Consider the following 15,161-nt stretch of genomic DNA (forward strand, 5'->3'; position numbering starts at 1 on the left):
TTTCCGACCCTCGACCTCATCCTGAGGTGCTTTCGCGCAGCGGAAGCCTCGAAGGAGCCCTCCAGGGATCGCCAAGACCTCTGGAGGGCTCCTTCGAGGCCGAACGATCTTCGATCGCTCGGCACCTCAGGATGAGGGAGGAGATCTGGAGAACCGTCGATCCTGAACCGGATCGCCCCTGCGCGGTGCGACTTCTACTCCGCCGCCTGGCGGGCCGCGTAGCCCAGCCGCTCGTTCAGCGCGCGGATCAGCTTGACCGCGGCCTCGGCGATCACCGTGCCGGGCGGGAAGATCGCCGAGGCGCCGGCCGCCACCAGGGCGTCGTAGTCGCCCGGCGGGATCACGCCGCCGATGGCGATCATCACGTCGTCCCGGCCCTGCTCGGTGAGCGCCGCCTTCAGCTCCGGCACCAGGGTGAGGTGGCCGGCGGCGAGCGACGAGACGCCGACGATGTGCACGTCGTTCTCCACCGCCTGCCGGGCGGCCTCGGCCGGGGTGGCGAAGAGCGGCCCGATATCCACGTCGAAGCCGAGATCGGCGAAGGCCGAGGCGATGACCTTCTGGCCGCGGTCGTGCCCGTCCTGGCCCATCTTGGCGACCAGGATGCGCGGCCGGCGGCCATCGTTCTCTTCGAACGCCTCGACCAGCGCCCGGACTTCCTCGACCACTGGCGACATGCCCCCAACCTCGCGCTTGTAGACGCCGGAGATCGAGCGGATCTCGGCGCGGTGCCGGCCCCAGGCCTTCTCCAGAGCCTCGGAAATCTCGCCGACGGTGGCCTTGGCCCGGGCCGCGTCGACGGCCAGCGCCAGCAGGTTCTCGTTCGTGTCGGCGGCCTTGGTCAGCGCCTCGAGACGGGCTGTGACCACGGCCTCGTCGCGCTCGGAGCGCAGGCGCTTGAGCTTGTCGATCTGGAGGCGGCGGACATTGCCGTTGTCGACCCGCAGGAGGTCGATGGCCATGTCGTCGTCGGACTTGAACTTGTTGATGCCCACGATGGTCTGGCGGCCGGAATCGATCCGGGCCTGGGCCCGGGCGGCGGCCTCCTCGATCCGCAGCTTGGGGATGCCGGCCTCGATGGCCTTGGCCATGCCGCCGAGCTGGTCGACCTCGCGGATATGCTCCCAGGCCCGGGCCGCGATGTCGGCGGTGAGCTTTTCGACGTAGTAGGAGCCGCCCCACGGGTCGACGATCCGGCTGGTGCCGCTCTCCTGCTGCAGGAACAGCTGGGTGTTGCGGGCGATCCGGGCGGAGAAGTCGGTGGGGAGCGCCAGCGCCTCGTCGAGGGCGTTGGTGTGCAAGGACTGCGTGCCGCCCTGCGTCGCCGCCATCGCCTCGATATTGGTACGGGTGACGTTGTTGAACACGTCCTGGGCGGTGAGCGACCAGCCCGACGTCTGCGAATGGGTGCGCAGCGCCAGGGATTTTTCCGATTTCGGATCGAACCCCTTCACCAGCTTCGCCCAGATCAGGCGCGCAGCCCGCATCTTGGCGATCTCCATGAAGAAGTTGGTCGAGATCGCCCAGAAGAACGACAGGCGCGGGGCGAACTGGTCGATGGTCAGGCCCGCGGCCAGCCCGGCCTTGATGTACTCGACGCCGTCGGCCAGCGTGTAGGCGAGTTCCAGGTCGTTCGTCGCCCCGGCCTCCTGCATGTGGTAGCCGGAGATCGAGATCGAATTGAATTTCGGCATATTTTTAGATGTATAGGCGAAAATGTCGGAAATAATCCGCATCGATCCCTTGGGGGGATAGATGTAGGTGTTGCGGACCATAAATTCTTTGAGAATATCGTTCTGGATCGTGCCGGCGAGCTTTTGCGGCGGCACGCCCTGTTCTTCCGCGGCGACGATGTAGAGGGCGAGGATCGGCAGGACCGCGCCGTTCATCGTCATCGACACCGTCATTTCGTCCAGCGGGATGCCGGAGAACAGCGTCCGCATGTCGTAGATCGAGTCGATCGCCACGCCGGCCATGCCGACATCGCCCGAGACGCGCGGGTGGTCGGAATCGTAGCCGCGGTGGGTGGCGAGATCGAAGGCCACCGACAGGCCCTTCTGGCCGGCGGCGAGGTTGCGCCGGTAGAAGGCGTTCGAATCCTCGGCCGTGGAGAAGCCGGCATATTGCCGGATCGTCCAGGGTTGGGTGACGTACATGGTCGGGTACGGGCCGCGCAGGAACGGCGCGATGCCGGGATAGGTGTCGAGGAACTCGATACCCTCGCGATCCTCCGGCCCGTACCGGCCCTTCACCGGAATACCCTCCGGGGTCATCCAGGGCTCGGGCAAAGCCGGCGATGCCACCGCAAGCGGATCGCCGACCAAAGGAATCTCGGCGAAGTTCGGGATGCGGGTGGTCATGGCGGTGACTCGTTATGGCGTTTGTCACCCCATTATAGACGCCCCCGGAAACCGGGCTACTCCCCCGCAGGTCTATGAGCCCGGCGGCCGCGCAGGATGTAGATCCCCGCGCCGGCGAGCATCAGCGCCATCCCGTACCAGGTCAGCGCATAGACCAGGTGGCTGTTCGGGAAGGCGATCACCGTGAGCCCGCCCACCGGCAGGCCGCCGGGATTGGGGGTCGCATCGGCATCGACGAAGTAGGGGGCAATATCGGTGAGGCCGTGAGCCTCCGCGATGGCGGCCACGTCGCGGGAGTACCAGCGCCCGTCCTTCGGGTCGTTGGCCCGCAGGAACGCCCCGCCGGGCTCGGTCAGCCGCAGGAGGCCGGTCACTCGCGTCTCGCCCGCCACCTGCCCGGCCTGACGGGTCGCGGGGTCCCGGTTCGCCCCCGGCACGAAGCCGCGATTGACCAGCACGAGGCTGCCGTCGGGCCGGCGCAGGGGCGTCAGCACCCAGAAGCCGCCGCCGCGCTCGGTCACCGCCTGGACCAGGGTCTCGCGGTCATGGAGGAAGGTGCCGGACAGCCAGACGTGCCGGTAGGCGTCGTCGGGGCCGATGCGCGGCCATTCGGCAGGGCCGGGGGCGGGCACGGCCGGGGCGTGGACCCTTGCATCGACCCGGGCGATCAGGTCGAGCTTCCAGGTCCTGCGCTGGACTTGCCAAGTCCCAAGACCCAACAGGACGACGAACACGAAGCCCACAGCGACGCCGAACACGACGCGCCGCAGCAACGACATCGGGGCCGGGGAGGGGGCCGAGCCCGGCTCAGCCCCCCCTCCCGACCCCGATGTCGTCATCGCCGAACGCGCGCTCAGCGGGCGTTGTTCATGACGTCGTGGGCGTCCATCGGCATCATGTTGTGGTTGAGGTGGTACATCACCCACACCGAGCCCGAGAGCATGATCACCACCACCATGATGGTGAAGATCAGCGCCAGGAAGGTCCAGCCGCCCTCCGACTTCGTGTTCATGTGCAGGAAGTAGATGACGTGCACGACCATCTGCACGCCGCCCAGCGCCAGGATCACCAGGGTGGTGACGAGGCTGTTGTCGAGCACGTTGCCCATCACCAGCCAGAACGGGATCACCGTCAGGATCACCGACAGGACGAAGCCGGTGATGTAGCTGCCGAAGCTGCCGTGCCCGCCCTCGCTGTGGGCGTGCGCGTCGTGAGTCTCCTGGCCGTGCCCGGTCAGGTGGTGCGCGTCGGCGCTCATTCGAGCACTCCCATCAGGTAGACGACGGTGAACACCCCGATCCAGATCAGATCGAGGAAGTGCCAGAACATCGACAGGCACATCAGCCGGCGCTTGTTCTCGACGATCAGGCCGTGCTTGCGCAGCTGAACCAGCAGCACGACCAGCCAGAGGATGCCGACCGAGACGTGCAGGCCGTGGGTCGCCACCAGGGTGTAGAACGACGACAGGAAGGCGCTGCGCCAGGGCGGGGCGCCCTCATGGAACAGGTGGACGAATTCCCGGATCTCCAGAGACACGAAGGCGACGCCGAACAGTCCGGTGATCGCCAGCCAGATCTGCGTCTGCTTGATCCGATTCCGGTCCATCTCCAGCATGGCGAAGCCGTAGGTGATGGACGAGAACAGCAGCATCGCGGTGTTCACGGCGATGCCCGGCAGGTCGAACAGATCCTTGGGGGTCGGCCCGGCCGCGTAGCTGCGGCCGAGCACCCCGTAGGTCGCGAACAGGGTCGCGAAGATGAGGCAGTCGCTCATCAGGTAGAGCCAGAACCCGAGCATCGTCGAGCCCTCGGAATGATGGCCCTCCTCGTCGGTCTGGTAGAAGACCGGCGCCGCGGCGCCGGGGGGTGCAGTCTCCCCGTGCATCATCGAATCACGCCATTTCCAGTTCGCGCGACCGCTGACCTTCCGTCCGACTGACCGTGTCGGCAGGAATGTAGAAGTCGCGGTTGTAGTTGAATGTGTGGAGGATCGCGACGACGAAGATCGCCACGAAGCTGAGCGCCGCCAGCCACCAGACGTACCAGACCATGGCCAGGCCGAAGGTGAAGTTCAGGCCCGCCAGGATGGCGCCGGACGCGGTGTTCTTGGGCATATGGATCGGCTTGTAGCCGGTCATCGGCCGGGCGAAGCCGCGGTTCTTCATGTCCCACCACGCGTCCGAGTCGTGGACCACCGGGGTGAAGGCGAAGTTGTAGTCCGGCGGCGGCGAGGAGGTGGACCATTCCAGGGTCCGGCCGCCCCACGGGTCGCCGGTCAGGTCGCGCAGCTTCTCGCGGTTGCGGATCGAGACCACGAACATCACGATCTGCGAGGCGATACCCAAGGCGATGAGCCCCGCGCCGCAGGCTGCGATGACGAACCAGATCTGCAGCGACGGGTCGTCGAAGTGCTGCATGCGCCGGGTCACGCCCATCAGGCCGAGCACGTAGAGCGGCATGAAGGCGACGTAGAACCCGCTCACCCAGAACACGAGGGCCATCTTCCCCCAGAACTCGTCGAGCTTGAACCCGAAGGCCTTGGGGAACCAGAAGGTCACGCCGGCGAACATGCCGAACAGCACGCCGCCGATGATCACGTTGTGGAAGTGCGCGATCAGGAACAGCGAGTTGTGGAGCACGAAGTCGGCCGGGGGCACCGCCAGCAGGACGCCGGTCATGCCGCCGATCACGAAGGTGACGATGAACGCCACCACCCACATCATCGGCACCTCGAACCGGATCCGGCCGCGGTACATCGTGAACATCCAGTTGAAGATCTTCGCCCCAGTCGGGATCGAGATGATCATCGTCGTGATCCCGAAGAACGAGTTCACATCGGCGCCCGAGCCCATGGTGAAGAAGTGGTGCAACCACACCAGGTAGGCGAGGATGGTGATCACCACCAGCGCGTAGACCATCGAGGTGTAGCCGAACAACCGCTTGCCGCAGAAGGTCGAGGTGATCTCGGAGAACACCCCGAAGGCCGGCAGGATCAGGATGTAGACCTCCGGGTGACCCCAGATCCAGATCAGGTTGAAGTACAGCATGGCGTTGCCGCCGAGGTCGTTCGTGAAGAAGTGCGTGCCGACGTAGCGGTCGAGCGACAGCATCGCGAGAACGGCCGTGAGGATCGGGAAGGCGGCCACGATCAGGATGTTGGTGCAGAGCGACGACCAGACGAAGATCGGCAGCTTCATCATGGTCATGCCCGGCGCGCGCATCTTCACGATGGTCGCGATCAGGTTGATGCCAGACAGCAGCGTCCCGATGCCGGCGATCTGCAGCGCCCAGATGTAATAGTCGACGCCGACGCCGGGGCTCATGGCAGCCCCCGAGAGCGGCGGGTAGGCGAGCCAGGTGGCTCGGGAGAACTCGCCGACGAACAGCGACACCATCACGAGGATGCCGCCGGCCACCGTCATCCAGAAGCTGAAATTGTTCAGGAACGGGAAGGCCACGTCGCGGGCGCCGATCTGCAGCGGCACCGCGAAGTTCATGAGCCCCGTGACGAACGGCATCGCCACGAAGAAGATCATGATCATGCCGTGGGCGGTGAAGATCTGGTCGTAGTGGTGCGGCGGCAGGAAGCCCTGCTCCGAACCGAACGCCACCGCCTGCTGCGAGCGCATCAGCAACGCGTCGGCGAAGCCGCGCAGCAGCATGATCAGGGCGAAGATACAGTACATGATACCGATCTTCTTGTGGTCGATGGACGTGACCCAGTCACGCCACAGCGGCCCCCAGAAGCGGAAGTAGGTGATCACGCCGAGGACGGCGAGGCCGACCACGGCCACGCCGGCGAAGGTCGCCTGCAGAATCGGCTCGTGATACGGGATCTGCTCGATCGTAAATCGGCCGAGGATCAACTGTTGTAGGTCCAGGTTTGCGAACATGGGATCGGCCCGTTCAATGGGTTCGACGGCGACCGCCGGTTTACGGTGTGGGGCTCGCGTTCAAGCGAGCATTCTTACTGGTTGAGCTGCTTGGGCGCGATCTGCCCGCCCTCGCTCTGACCCTGGCTGTCCGGCGCCTTGACCTCGGGCGCCTTCTCCTGCCCCGGCAGCGCGGACTCGCCCTGATTGCGCGAGTCCGGATTGCCCATGTCGGGCCTGGGCTTCATGCCCTGCGGCTGCGTCTGCCCGTGCGGGCCGGTCCCGGATGCCGGCCCGGTCGCGCCCGGGGCCTCGTTGCCGCGATCGGCCATGCGGTTGTCGTACTGCAACCGATCGTAGTTGGCCTCGGCCTCCGCCCCCGAGGCACCGCCCCTCGCGTCGATCTTCACCATCTCGCCGACGCACATCTGCTCCGGCCGGGGGCACATGCCGATGATCCGGTCGTACAGGCCCTTCGGGTAGGACTTGTAGAAGCGGGACGGCTCGGACTCGCTCGGCTTCTCCAGATCGAGATAGGCCTCCTGGGTCAGCGCGCCGCCCTGCGCCTTGGTCTTGGCGACCCACTGGTCGAAGGCTTCGTTGGTCAGGCCGTTGAACTTGAAGAACATGTTCGAGAAGCCGGCGCCGCTGTAATGCGCCGAGCGGCCCTCATAGGCGCCCTCGCGGTTGATCACCGCGTGGAGCTGGGTCTGCATGCCCGGCATCGCGTAGACCATGCCGGCGAGCGTCGGGATGTAGAACGTGTTCATCACGTCGGTGGCGGTGATCTTGAACTGGATCGGCCGGTCCACCGGCGCGGCGAGCTCGTTGACCGTGGCGATCCCGTATTGCGGGTAGAGGAACAGCCACTTCCAATCCATGGCGACCACCTCGACCTGAAGCGGCTCCGTGCCGGCCGGGACGTCGCGCTTCGCGTCGATCTTGCTGAGGGGCCGGAACGGATCGAGGGTGTGCGTGCCGATCCAGGTCAGCGCGCCCAGCGCGATGATGATCATCAGGGGCGCCGTCCAGATCAGCACCTCGAGCTGCGTCGAGTGGTGCCATTCGGGATCGTAGACCGCATCCTCGTTGGTGGCGCGGTAGCGCCAGGCGAAGAACAGGGTGAAGAAGATCACCGGGATGATGATCAGGAGCATCAGCCCGGTGGCGGCGAGCACGAGGTTGCGCTGCTGCTCGGCGACGTAGCCGGCCGGGCTCATCACCACGAGGTTGCAGCCGCCCTGCAGCGCCAGGACCGGCAGCAGGGCGAGGAGCGGCAGGAAGCGCCGCGCAGGGCCGCCCCGGCTCTTGGCGGGCGCGATCCTGTCCGGAAGAGGGGTCGAAGAGGTCACAGCACTCGTCTCTTTATCCCAAGCCGCATCCGCGGCGTCCCTGCCGTGCCGCGCGAGGCGGCGCTCCTGGCAGATTCTGGAAGGTGGCCGCGCGGCCTGAGCCGCGCGGCTGCCGACTACATCTGGCGCATTTCCGAACGGTCGAGGAACAGCGCCGCGAGGGTGCAGACCGCGCCGGACAGAAGGTAGACACCGACCATGGCCAGGCCATAGCGCTGCGACAGGAACAGCGCCACCAACGGGGCGAAGCCGGCGCCGACCAGCCAGGCGAAGTCGGAGGTCAGCGCGGCGCCGGTGTAGCGATAGTGATTGCCGAGCCGGGCGGTCACCGCGCCGGCGGTCTGGCCGTAGGCGAGGCCGAGCAGCATGAAGCCGATCGTCACATAGATCGTCTGGCCGATCGCGCTCTCGCCGAACAGGAGCGGCGCGATGATGCTGCCGACGGCGAAGAAGCCGATCAGCGAGGCGCTCATGATCAGGCAGTTGCGGCGGCCGATCTGGTCGGCGATCAGCCCGGAGGCCGCGATCGCGCCGGCGCAGACGATCGCCCCCGAGAACTGCACGATCAGGAACTCGCCGGGCGAGCGGCTGCTCGTGTTGTTGAGCGCAAGCCAGGCGATCGGGAAGATCGTCACGAGGTGGAACAGCGCGAAGCCGGCCAGCGGCACGAAGGCGCCGCGGATCACGTCGCCGGCATGGTGCCGGAACAGGTCCAACGCCGGCACCGGCCGCAGCCGATCGAGGTCCATCATCCGGGCGAACTCGTCGGTGGCGACGAGGCGCAGCCGGGCGAACAGGGCGACGACGTTGATGGTGAAGGCGCAGTAGAACGGGAAGCGCCAGCCCCAGTCGATGAAGTCGGCATCGTCGAGATTGACCAGGAAGAACGCGAACAGAGCGCTCGCCACCATGAAGCCGAGCGGCGCGCCGAGCTGCGGGATCATCGCATACCAGCCGCGGCGCTCCCGGGGCGCGTTCATGGCGAGCAGGGAGGCCATCCCGTCCCAGGCGCCGCCGAGGGCCAGGCCCTGCAGGATCCGCAGGACCGCCAGGATGTAGACGGACGAGATCCCGATGCTGTCGTAGCGCGGCAGGAAGCTTACCGCCGCGGTGGCGCCGCCGAGCAGGAACAAGGCGATGGTCAGCTTGACGCTACGTCCGTGCCGGCGGTCGATCGCCATGAAGATCACCGAGCCGATCGGCCGGGCGATGAAGGCGAGGGCGAAGATCGAGAAGGCGTACAGTGTCCCGGTCAGCGGATCGACGAACGGAAAGAACACCTTCGGGAAGACCAGCACGCAGGCGATGCCGAACACGAAGAAGTCGAAGTATTCGGATGCGCGGCCGATGACCACGCCGATGGCGATCTCGTTCGGGTGGACCTTGTGGTCCCCCATTGCCTGCTGAGCATCACGCTCCAGGGTCGTGGCCGAGGCCATTGGGGTGTTCGCACTCATTGTTGACAGCCGCCCTCACCGCGCGCCCGTTCGGGCGCCATGGCCGGAACCGCCTCATGCGGCATGTCCAGAGGTATCGCAACCGGCATCCGACGCAAGTTCACCCACTGACGCATGCATGGCACCCCGAGGAGGGCAGCGCCCCGATAGGGATGAAATCCGGCCCGCCGGGCCGGGCAGGCGCGCCGTCCTAGACCCGGTAATGCGCCGAGTTCCGTGACAGGTTGATGTTGTAGTAGGGGTCGGCCCGCAGTTCCGGGCCCCAGCGATCGAGCATGGTGAGCACCTCGCCCTCGAAGCGCTTGCGCTTCTCCGGCGTGTCCTCGGCCCCGCGGCTCTTGGACTCGTGGTGAATCAATTTCGCGAACGGCGTCCAGACGATGCGGTAGCCGGCCCGGCGAATCTTCAGGCACAGATCCACGTCGTTGAACGCGACCTTGAGGGCCTCGGCGTCGAAACCGCCGACCGCCTCGAACACGTCGGCGCGCATGGCGAGACAGGCGCCCGTGACCGCCGAGACCTCGTGGGCGATGACCATGCGGCAGAAGTAGCCGGGATCCTCGTCCGCCACGCCGAGATGGCTGTGGCCGGCGACGCCTCCGATCCCCAGCACGATGCCGCCGTGCTGGATCGTCCGGTCCGGGTAGAGCAGCTTCGCCCCGACGGCGCCGATCTCCGGCCGCACCGCCTGCCGGACCAGCTCCCCGAGCCAGCCGGGCTCCAGCACCTCGACATCGTTATTGAGGAACAAGAGCACCGGGCCGGTGGCGGCGGCCGCGCCGCGGTTCGACAGGTCCGAGAAGTTGAAGTCCCCGGGCACCGGCACGATGCGCACCCGCAAATCGCCGCGATACCGGGCGAACAAAGCCGCGGTCTCGGGCTCCCGGCTGTCGTTGTCGACGATCACCACCTCGATATCGGGGTAGTTGGTGCGTTCGAGCAGCCCGTCGAGGGTGACCGACAGGATTTCGGCCCGGTCCCGGGTCGGGATGATCGCCGAGACCCGGGGCGGCGGCTCCGGCAGCGGCCGGACCAAGCGATTGAAGCCCGAGGGGCCGCGCTCGGCCCGGCCGCCCCAGGGGGCCACGACCTCGTCGAGGGCGCGCAGGCGCGCCGCCTCGGCCCGGGCCAGGGACCGGTCCGAGAAGGTCCCGGAGCCCTGCGCGGCACGCCAGTGGTAGAGCACCCGCGGGATGTGGCGGATGCGGGACGGGTCGAGACCGTCGGTGAGGCGCAGCAGCAGGTCGTGGTCCTGGCTGCCCTCGAAGCCTGGGCGCAGGCCGCCGACGGCGCGCAGGGCGTCGGTGCGCACCACGGTGAGGTGGTTGATGTAGTTCTGCGCGTAGAGCAGCTCGCGGTCGAAGCCCGGCTTGAAATGCGGATCGAACCGGCGGCCGCGGCGATCGATCTTGTCCTCGTCGGAGTAGATCAGCACCAAGTCCGGATCGAGGCGGAGCGCCCGGGCGACCTCGTAGAGGGCATCCTCGGTGAGCACGTCGTCGTGGTCCATGAAGGCGCAGACGGTGCCGCGGGCGAGGCCCAGCGCGTCGTTGGTGGCCCGGGCGATGTGGCCGTTCTCGAACCGGGCAAGCACGCGGATGCGCGGGTCGGCCTCGGCGGCACGCTGCAGGATCCGGGGGATCGCGGGCCGGGTCGAGGCGTCGTCGACGACGCACAGCTCCCAATGCGGGTAGAGCTGCGCCCGCAGGGAGGCGAGGGCGGCCTGGAGCACCTTCGGATCGGGGTCGTGCACCGGCATCAGGACCGAGATCAGCGGGGGATCGGCCCAGACGGCGATCTCGGCGGCGATCCCGGCCCGCTCCGCCCGGCGGTAGCCGTGGGCGCGGATCCAGGCCTCGTATCCGGTGACCCGGCGATGGGCCAGCGCCCGGCCCAAAAGGCCGCGCGCCCGCACCTTCTTGCCGAGGATCCGCCAGTACAGCGCCTGCAGGGCGAGCGCCGGCTCGCGCGGCAGGGCGCGCGGCACCAGGAACGGCCGGGCAAGGCGGCGCACCGTGACCCGGCGCAGCCGGGCCGGGACCCGCCCGGCGGGATCGGCCACGCGGAGCGCGGCGACGCCCTCGGGGAGGCGACCGATCCACGTGAAGGCGCCCCCGCCCGCGGCCTCCTGGGGCAGCAGCGGCCCCGGACGCCCCTCCGGCCCGACGAACGCCATGACCGGGACCGCGTCCAGCCCCTCCATCGGATCGTTGGACAGGGTGATCTCGAGCCAGCGGCCGGCGAGCCCCGGGAGTTCGATCCGCATCCCGTCCGCCGCCGCCCGAGCCGGAAGCGGACGCCGCTTGCGCCCGGTCCCGGTCAGGTGCGCCGGCGGCAGGCGCGTCTCGGGCGCCCCCGTCTCGGTCGGCCGCACCATCAGCTCCAGCTCTTGTCGATGGAGTCCTTCACGGCATCCGACATGGCGACATCGAACACCAGCATCTCCTCCACCGCCTTGACCGTGCGCAGGCGCTCGGCCAGCGCCTGGGTCTCGGCCGGAACCGGCGGCGGCACCGGCACCGGGGCGCGGATGCCCAGCTGGTCGAACAAGGTCGACGCGAAGGCGTGGTACCGGGTCTTGTGGCCGACGATGCCGACCCGGGCGAGGATCTCGATCGCGGCGATCGAATTGCCCGGATGCAGGCGGTCCTCCGGCATGCGGGTGCCGAGCTGGCGGGTCAGCGGGTTGTAGAGCAGCCGGTAGGCCGGCTCCGGCAGCATGCGGAAATAGCGCTTGAGGCTCTTCACGTCGGTGAAATCATAGTCGTCCGAGAACGCTGCGGCCTCGGTGAGGGGCCCGAGGCGCCAGCCCCGCGTGGGATCGAGGGCATCGCCGGCCCGGGCCTTCAGCCAGAGCATGCGGGTCGCCATCTCGGTATAGGGGTCCTGGACCAGGATCGCGGTGATCATCAGGTCCGGCGTCATGAAGTTCTCATAGCGCGGGATCGTCACGGCCCCCGACAGGAAGGCCGAGGGGGCGGCCGGCCCGGTGAGGACGCAGGTCAGGATCTCGTCCGGCAGCTTGTGGATGCCGAAATAGCAATGCTGGAAATGCGGGAAGAGGGCCGCCTGGAGGGCGGTCTCGGGCTCGATCCCGGTGTTGATCAGCATGGTCCGCAGCCGCACCAGCCCGTCCGGGGGCATGCGGCGATAGACCAGGACGTTGGTGTCGGCATCGTAGAGTTCGAGCCGCGGGATGTCGGGCAGCCCCGGCACCTCGGCCGGGGTCACCACGAAGGTGCATTGCCCGGTGGCGTGCCAGCCGTTGCGCTTGAACGCCTCGTCGGTGACGCTGGCCGGGATCTCGGCCACGCGCTGGCCGCCGACGGAGACCATCACCCGGCTGATGGCGAGGGGATTGTCCGGCACGATCCAGCCGCGGATCGAGTCGCCGTGATCGTGATCGATGAAGTAGCGCATGTCCCGAAGCTTGAGGCGGCGGAATGCCGGAACCGCCTCGGCGGCCCGGCCGAATGCCGGCCGGCAGGCCCATAGCGCATTTTCTTCCCCGCGTGCACCATCGCGGCTTCCCAGCCACCGACCGCCACCGCCAACCTTCCGCTTGCGCCCCCGCCGAGCACCGGCTATAGGCCCGGCCCACCGGTGCTCGCACAGCACCGGCCCGGGCGCGTAGCTCAGCGGGAGAGCACTACCTTGACATGGTAGCGGTCCTCCCAATAAGTCGCTGAACCGGTTAAACTATTTCGGCGGTTTCAGGTTCGATGAATCTGAGCAGTTCGGAACGGAGACGTAGCACAGCGGTAGTGCATTCCCTTGACATGGGAAAGGTCACAGGTTCGATCCCTGTCGTCTCCACCATTCTCAATGACCTAGAGCCTCTCACAAATCTCCCGCTGCGCCGTCGCGGCCAGAGGAGAAATCCCGGTGATCGGGAGTCTTGTGAGGTGCTCTTAGCCGGCCCGCTGCGGGCCGACGGCGCCTCTCAGAGCCGCATTACTCCCCCCTGAAGATCACGACCTAATCCAGATCGGGCAGCGCCGCGAGGTCGCCCCGGCCGAGGGCTGCCCGAGAGCCACAATCCGAACGTTGAAGCCGTCGAGGTGCTTCGTGCGAGCAGCCATATCGTCGAACCGGATGCCGATTTTCAGCGCTGGCAGGTCGACGGCAAATGGATCCCGACAAGACAACGCCGTAGCGCCACCCAGGCGGCACACATGCGTTGAGCACCCCGGGCATCGCCGCGGAGCGTGTTTTCGTCTTCGCCCTGTCCGAAAAGGTGGGCCCCGGGGCCGAAGCCCCGGGTTCTGTTTCTACGGCTGCCCTGCCGCAAGATGCTTACGCCGCGAGGCGGGCATCCATGACAACGTTATCGTTGGCATTTAGAGTTTTGGTCAGGTGCCCGGAACAGGGGTTGCCTGCGCCGAACCGGTCGAGTCCTTACCGAAAGTCGCATCTTATCCTGCCGAAACAGGGCAGAACTCGCGATCCCTTTACCGTCCAGTCGAACCTAACTTCGCCCCCAGCAGAAGCACCCTGATCTCAGGCGGCGCAAGACGCGCGCTGTGACCCCGTTCGATGTCCGGGGCAGGATGCTTTTGGTGGAGGCGCCGGGTACCGCCCCCGGGTCCTGAAACGTTATTACGAACCGGTCATCAACCTCACGCGCATTCTACCGCGTGTGAGGCGGAAGGTCCACAGGCTCGTGCGGGATCAGCCCCGGCAACCCGTCGCCGCTGCGAGGGCAGGGGACGGCGGATCCGCGGGACGGACGCCTTCGGCCTCCTGCGGCTCGCACCGGCGGGGTTTGAGCGCTATGGGCTTACGCCGCCATCGGCTGACGCGGCCGATCGAGGCCGTCCGCCAGTCTGGTCAGGAAAAGCCGAACATGCCGAACACGCTGGGCCTCAACCGTACCCTCGGCAGCGCCATCGGCGTGATCGCGCTGGTGTCGGTGCTCAGCAGCGGGGCGGTCCTGCTCACCCGCGGCCAGCTGCGGGACGCGAACGACGCCCTCGACCGCGCGAACCAGACGATCCGCGGCCTCGACGCGTTCCGCAACGCCATGCTCAACCAGGAGACGGGCCTGCGCGGCTACCTGCTCACCGGCCGGGACGGCAGCCTCGAACCCTACCTGCAGGGACGGCCGGCCCTCGACGCGGCGATCGAGCGTCTCAGGGGCCTGGTCGGCACCGATGCCGCGTCGTCGCGCCTCCTGGCCGATGCCGTGACGGCGGCGCGCTCCTGGCAGACCGATATCGGCCAGGCGGCCATCCAGGGCGCCGCCGATCCGGCGACCCGGCCCGAGGCGGTGCGGATCGAGGCCGACGGCACGGGCAAGCAGCTGTTCGACACCCTGCGCGACCGGCTCGGCGCCATCGAGGGCCTGGCCGAGGCCAATCGGGCGGCGCTGAACCAGCGGGTCGCCCGGGCCGAGCGCAACGAGAGCCTCGCCCTGTGGGGCGGCACCCTGCTCACGCTGCTGATCTGCGCCGGGATCGGGATCGCGATCAATCGCCTGATCGTCCGGCCCCTCGGGGCGGTGATGGGTTTCGTCGAGCGCGTGGGCGCAGGCGACCTCTCCGGCCGGCTGCGCTCGGGCGGGCGTGACGAGATCGCCCGGCTGGGGCGCACCCTCGACGCCATGGTCGACGGCCTGTCCGACCTCGCCCGGACCAACCGCGCGGCGACCGCCGACCTCAACGCCGCCGCCGCCGAGATCCGCGCCTCCGCCCAGCAACAGGCCGCGTCCGTCGAGCAGCAATTCGCCGCCGTCCAGGAGACCGCCGCCACGGTGGACGAGATCACCCATTCCGGCGCCCAGATCGGCAAGCGCGCCACCGAGGTGATCGCCACCGCCCAGGCCACCGCCCAGACCTCTCGGCAGGGCCTGCGCGCGGTCTCCGACACCGCCAAGGCCATGGACGCGATCCGCGAGCAGGCCGAGGCGGTCGCCGGCAACATCGTCAGCCTGTCGGAGAAGACCCAGACGATCGGCGACATCATCGAGACGGTCAACGACATCTCCGAGCGCACGCATCTGCTCGCGCTCAATGCCGCGATCGAGGCGGCGGCGGCCGGCGAGAGCGGGCGCAGCTTCGCCGTGGTGGCCTCCGAGATGAAGCTGCTCGCCGATCAAGCGAAGGCGGCCACCGGCCAGGTC

10 protein-coding genes, 1 tRNA gene and 1 other RNA gene are annotated in these 15,161 nt (G+C 67.9%); 2 read left to right on the forward strand and 10 right to left on the reverse strand.

The features are described 5' to 3' along the window. Positions 1 to 194: 194 nt before the first annotated feature. The 9 genes from scpA to MKL20_RS09170 all read right to left on the reverse strand — a co-directional run bounded on the left by scpA (position 195) and on the right by MKL20_RS09170 (position 12,460). Complete coding sequence (gene scpA / locus MKL20_RS09130) at positions 195 to 2,360, reverse strand: methylmalonyl-CoA mutase (protein WP_244036414.1); 2,166 nt, start codon at positions 2,358 to 2,360, stop codon at positions 195 to 197. A 56-nt stretch (positions 2,361 to 2,416) separates the two neighbouring features. Beyond that, positions 2,417 to 3,139: an SURF1 family protein gene (locus tag MKL20_RS09135; RefSeq protein WP_244036421.1), complete on the reverse strand. Its 723-nt coding sequence runs from the start codon at positions 3,137 to 3,139 to the stop codon at positions 2,417 to 2,419. Positions 3,140 to 3,213: 74 nt separating this feature from the next. After that, positions 3,214 to 3,618: a cytochrome o ubiquinol oxidase subunit IV gene (cyoD, locus tag MKL20_RS09140; RefSeq protein WP_244036415.1), complete on the reverse strand. Its 405-nt coding sequence runs from the start codon at positions 3,616 to 3,618 to the stop codon at positions 3,214 to 3,216. Beyond that, positions 3,615 to 4,247, reverse strand: coding sequence for a cytochrome o ubiquinol oxidase subunit III (gene cyoC, locus MKL20_RS09145; protein WP_243944826.1), 633 nt, complete (start codon positions 4,245 to 4,247; stop codon positions 3,615 to 3,617). Before cyoC ends, cyoD begins: the two co-directional genes overlap by 4 nt. A 4-nt stretch (positions 4,248 to 4,251) precedes the next feature. Continuing rightward, positions 4,252 to 6,252, reverse strand: coding sequence for a cytochrome o ubiquinol oxidase subunit I (cyoB, locus tag MKL20_RS09150; RefSeq protein WP_244036416.1), 2,001 nt, complete (start codon positions 6,250 to 6,252; stop codon positions 4,252 to 4,254). A gap of 74 nt (positions 6,253 to 6,326) precedes the next feature. Further along, a complete protein-coding gene (cyoA, locus tag MKL20_RS09155) occupies positions 6,327 to 7,583 on the reverse strand; it encodes a ubiquinol oxidase subunit II (RefSeq protein ID WP_244036417.1) in 1,257 nt (418 codons plus the stop codon). A gap of 116 nt (positions 7,584 to 7,699) precedes the next feature. After that, entirely contained in the window at positions 7,700 to 9,040 is a 1,341-nt protein-coding gene (locus tag MKL20_RS09160; protein WP_243969071.1) for an MFS transporter, read from the reverse strand. A 190-nt stretch (positions 9,041 to 9,230) separates the two neighbouring features. Further along, complete coding sequence (locus MKL20_RS09165) at positions 9,231 to 11,417, reverse strand: glycosyltransferase family 2 protein (protein ID WP_244036418.1); 2,187 nt, start codon at positions 11,415 to 11,417, stop codon at positions 9,231 to 9,233. Next, the gene (locus MKL20_RS09170; protein WP_244036419.1) at positions 11,417 to 12,460 is read right to left on the reverse strand and encodes a hypothetical protein; all 1,044 of its coding nucleotides are present in this window, start codon (positions 12,458 to 12,460) and stop codon (positions 11,417 to 11,419) included. Before MKL20_RS09170 ends, MKL20_RS09165 begins: the two co-directional genes overlap by 1 nt. 324 nt (positions 12,461 to 12,784) lie before the next feature. Between MKL20_RS09170 and MKL20_RS09175 the strand changes: the two genes are divergently transcribed. Continuing rightward, positions 12,785 to 12,859: transfer RNA gene (locus MKL20_RS09175), tRNA-Val, on the forward strand. Positions 12,860 to 13,294: 435 nt separating this feature from the next. Here MKL20_RS09175 and ssrA read toward each other — a convergent pair. Next, positions 13,295 to 13,700, reverse strand: a transfer-messenger RNA (tmRNA) gene (ssrA, locus tag MKL20_RS09180). A gap of 186 nt (positions 13,701 to 13,886) precedes the next feature. Between ssrA and MKL20_RS09185 the strand changes: the two genes are divergently transcribed. Beyond that, the coding region (locus MKL20_RS09185; RefSeq protein WP_244036420.1) for a methyl-accepting chemotaxis protein at positions 13,887 to 15,161 on the forward strand (1,275 nt) is incomplete at its 3' end.

Origin of the sequence: Methylobacterium sp. E-066 (assembly GCF_022829635.1) — a bacterium.
Classification (GTDB): Bacteria; Pseudomonadota; Alphaproteobacteria; order Rhizobiales; family Beijerinckiaceae; genus Methylobacterium.

Excerpts from the sequence above, each read along its gene's own strand:
- MKL20_RS09170 (WP_244036419.1), bottom strand. The coding sequence starts at position 12,460 with ATGCGCTACTTCATCGATCACGATCACGGCGACTCGATCCGCGGCTGG.
- cyoD (WP_244036415.1), bottom strand. The coding sequence starts at position 3,618 with ATGAGCGCCGACGCGCACCACCTGACCGGGCACGGCCAGGAGACTCAC.
- cyoC (WP_243944826.1), bottom strand. The coding sequence starts at position 4,247 with ATGATGCACGGGGAGACTGCACCCCCCGGCGCCGCGGCGCCGGTCTTC.
- cyoB (WP_244036416.1), bottom strand. The coding sequence starts at position 6,252 with ATGTTCGCAAACCTGGACCTACAACAGTTGATCCTCGGCCGATTTACG.
- MKL20_RS09165 (WP_244036418.1), bottom strand. The coding sequence starts at position 11,417 with ATGGTGCGGCCGACCGAGACGGGGGCGCCCGAGACGCGCCTGCCGCCG.
- scpA (WP_244036414.1), bottom strand. The coding sequence starts at position 2,360 with ATGACCACCCGCATCCCGAACTTCGCCGAGATTCCTTTGGTCGGCGAT.
- MKL20_RS09135 (WP_244036421.1), bottom strand. The coding sequence starts at position 3,139 with ATGTCGTTGCTGCGGCGCGTCGTGTTCGGCGTCGCTGTGGGCTTCGTG.
- MKL20_RS09160 (WP_243969071.1), bottom strand. The coding sequence starts at position 9,040 with ATGAGTGCGAACACCCCAATGGCCTCGGCCACGACCCTGGAGCGTGAT.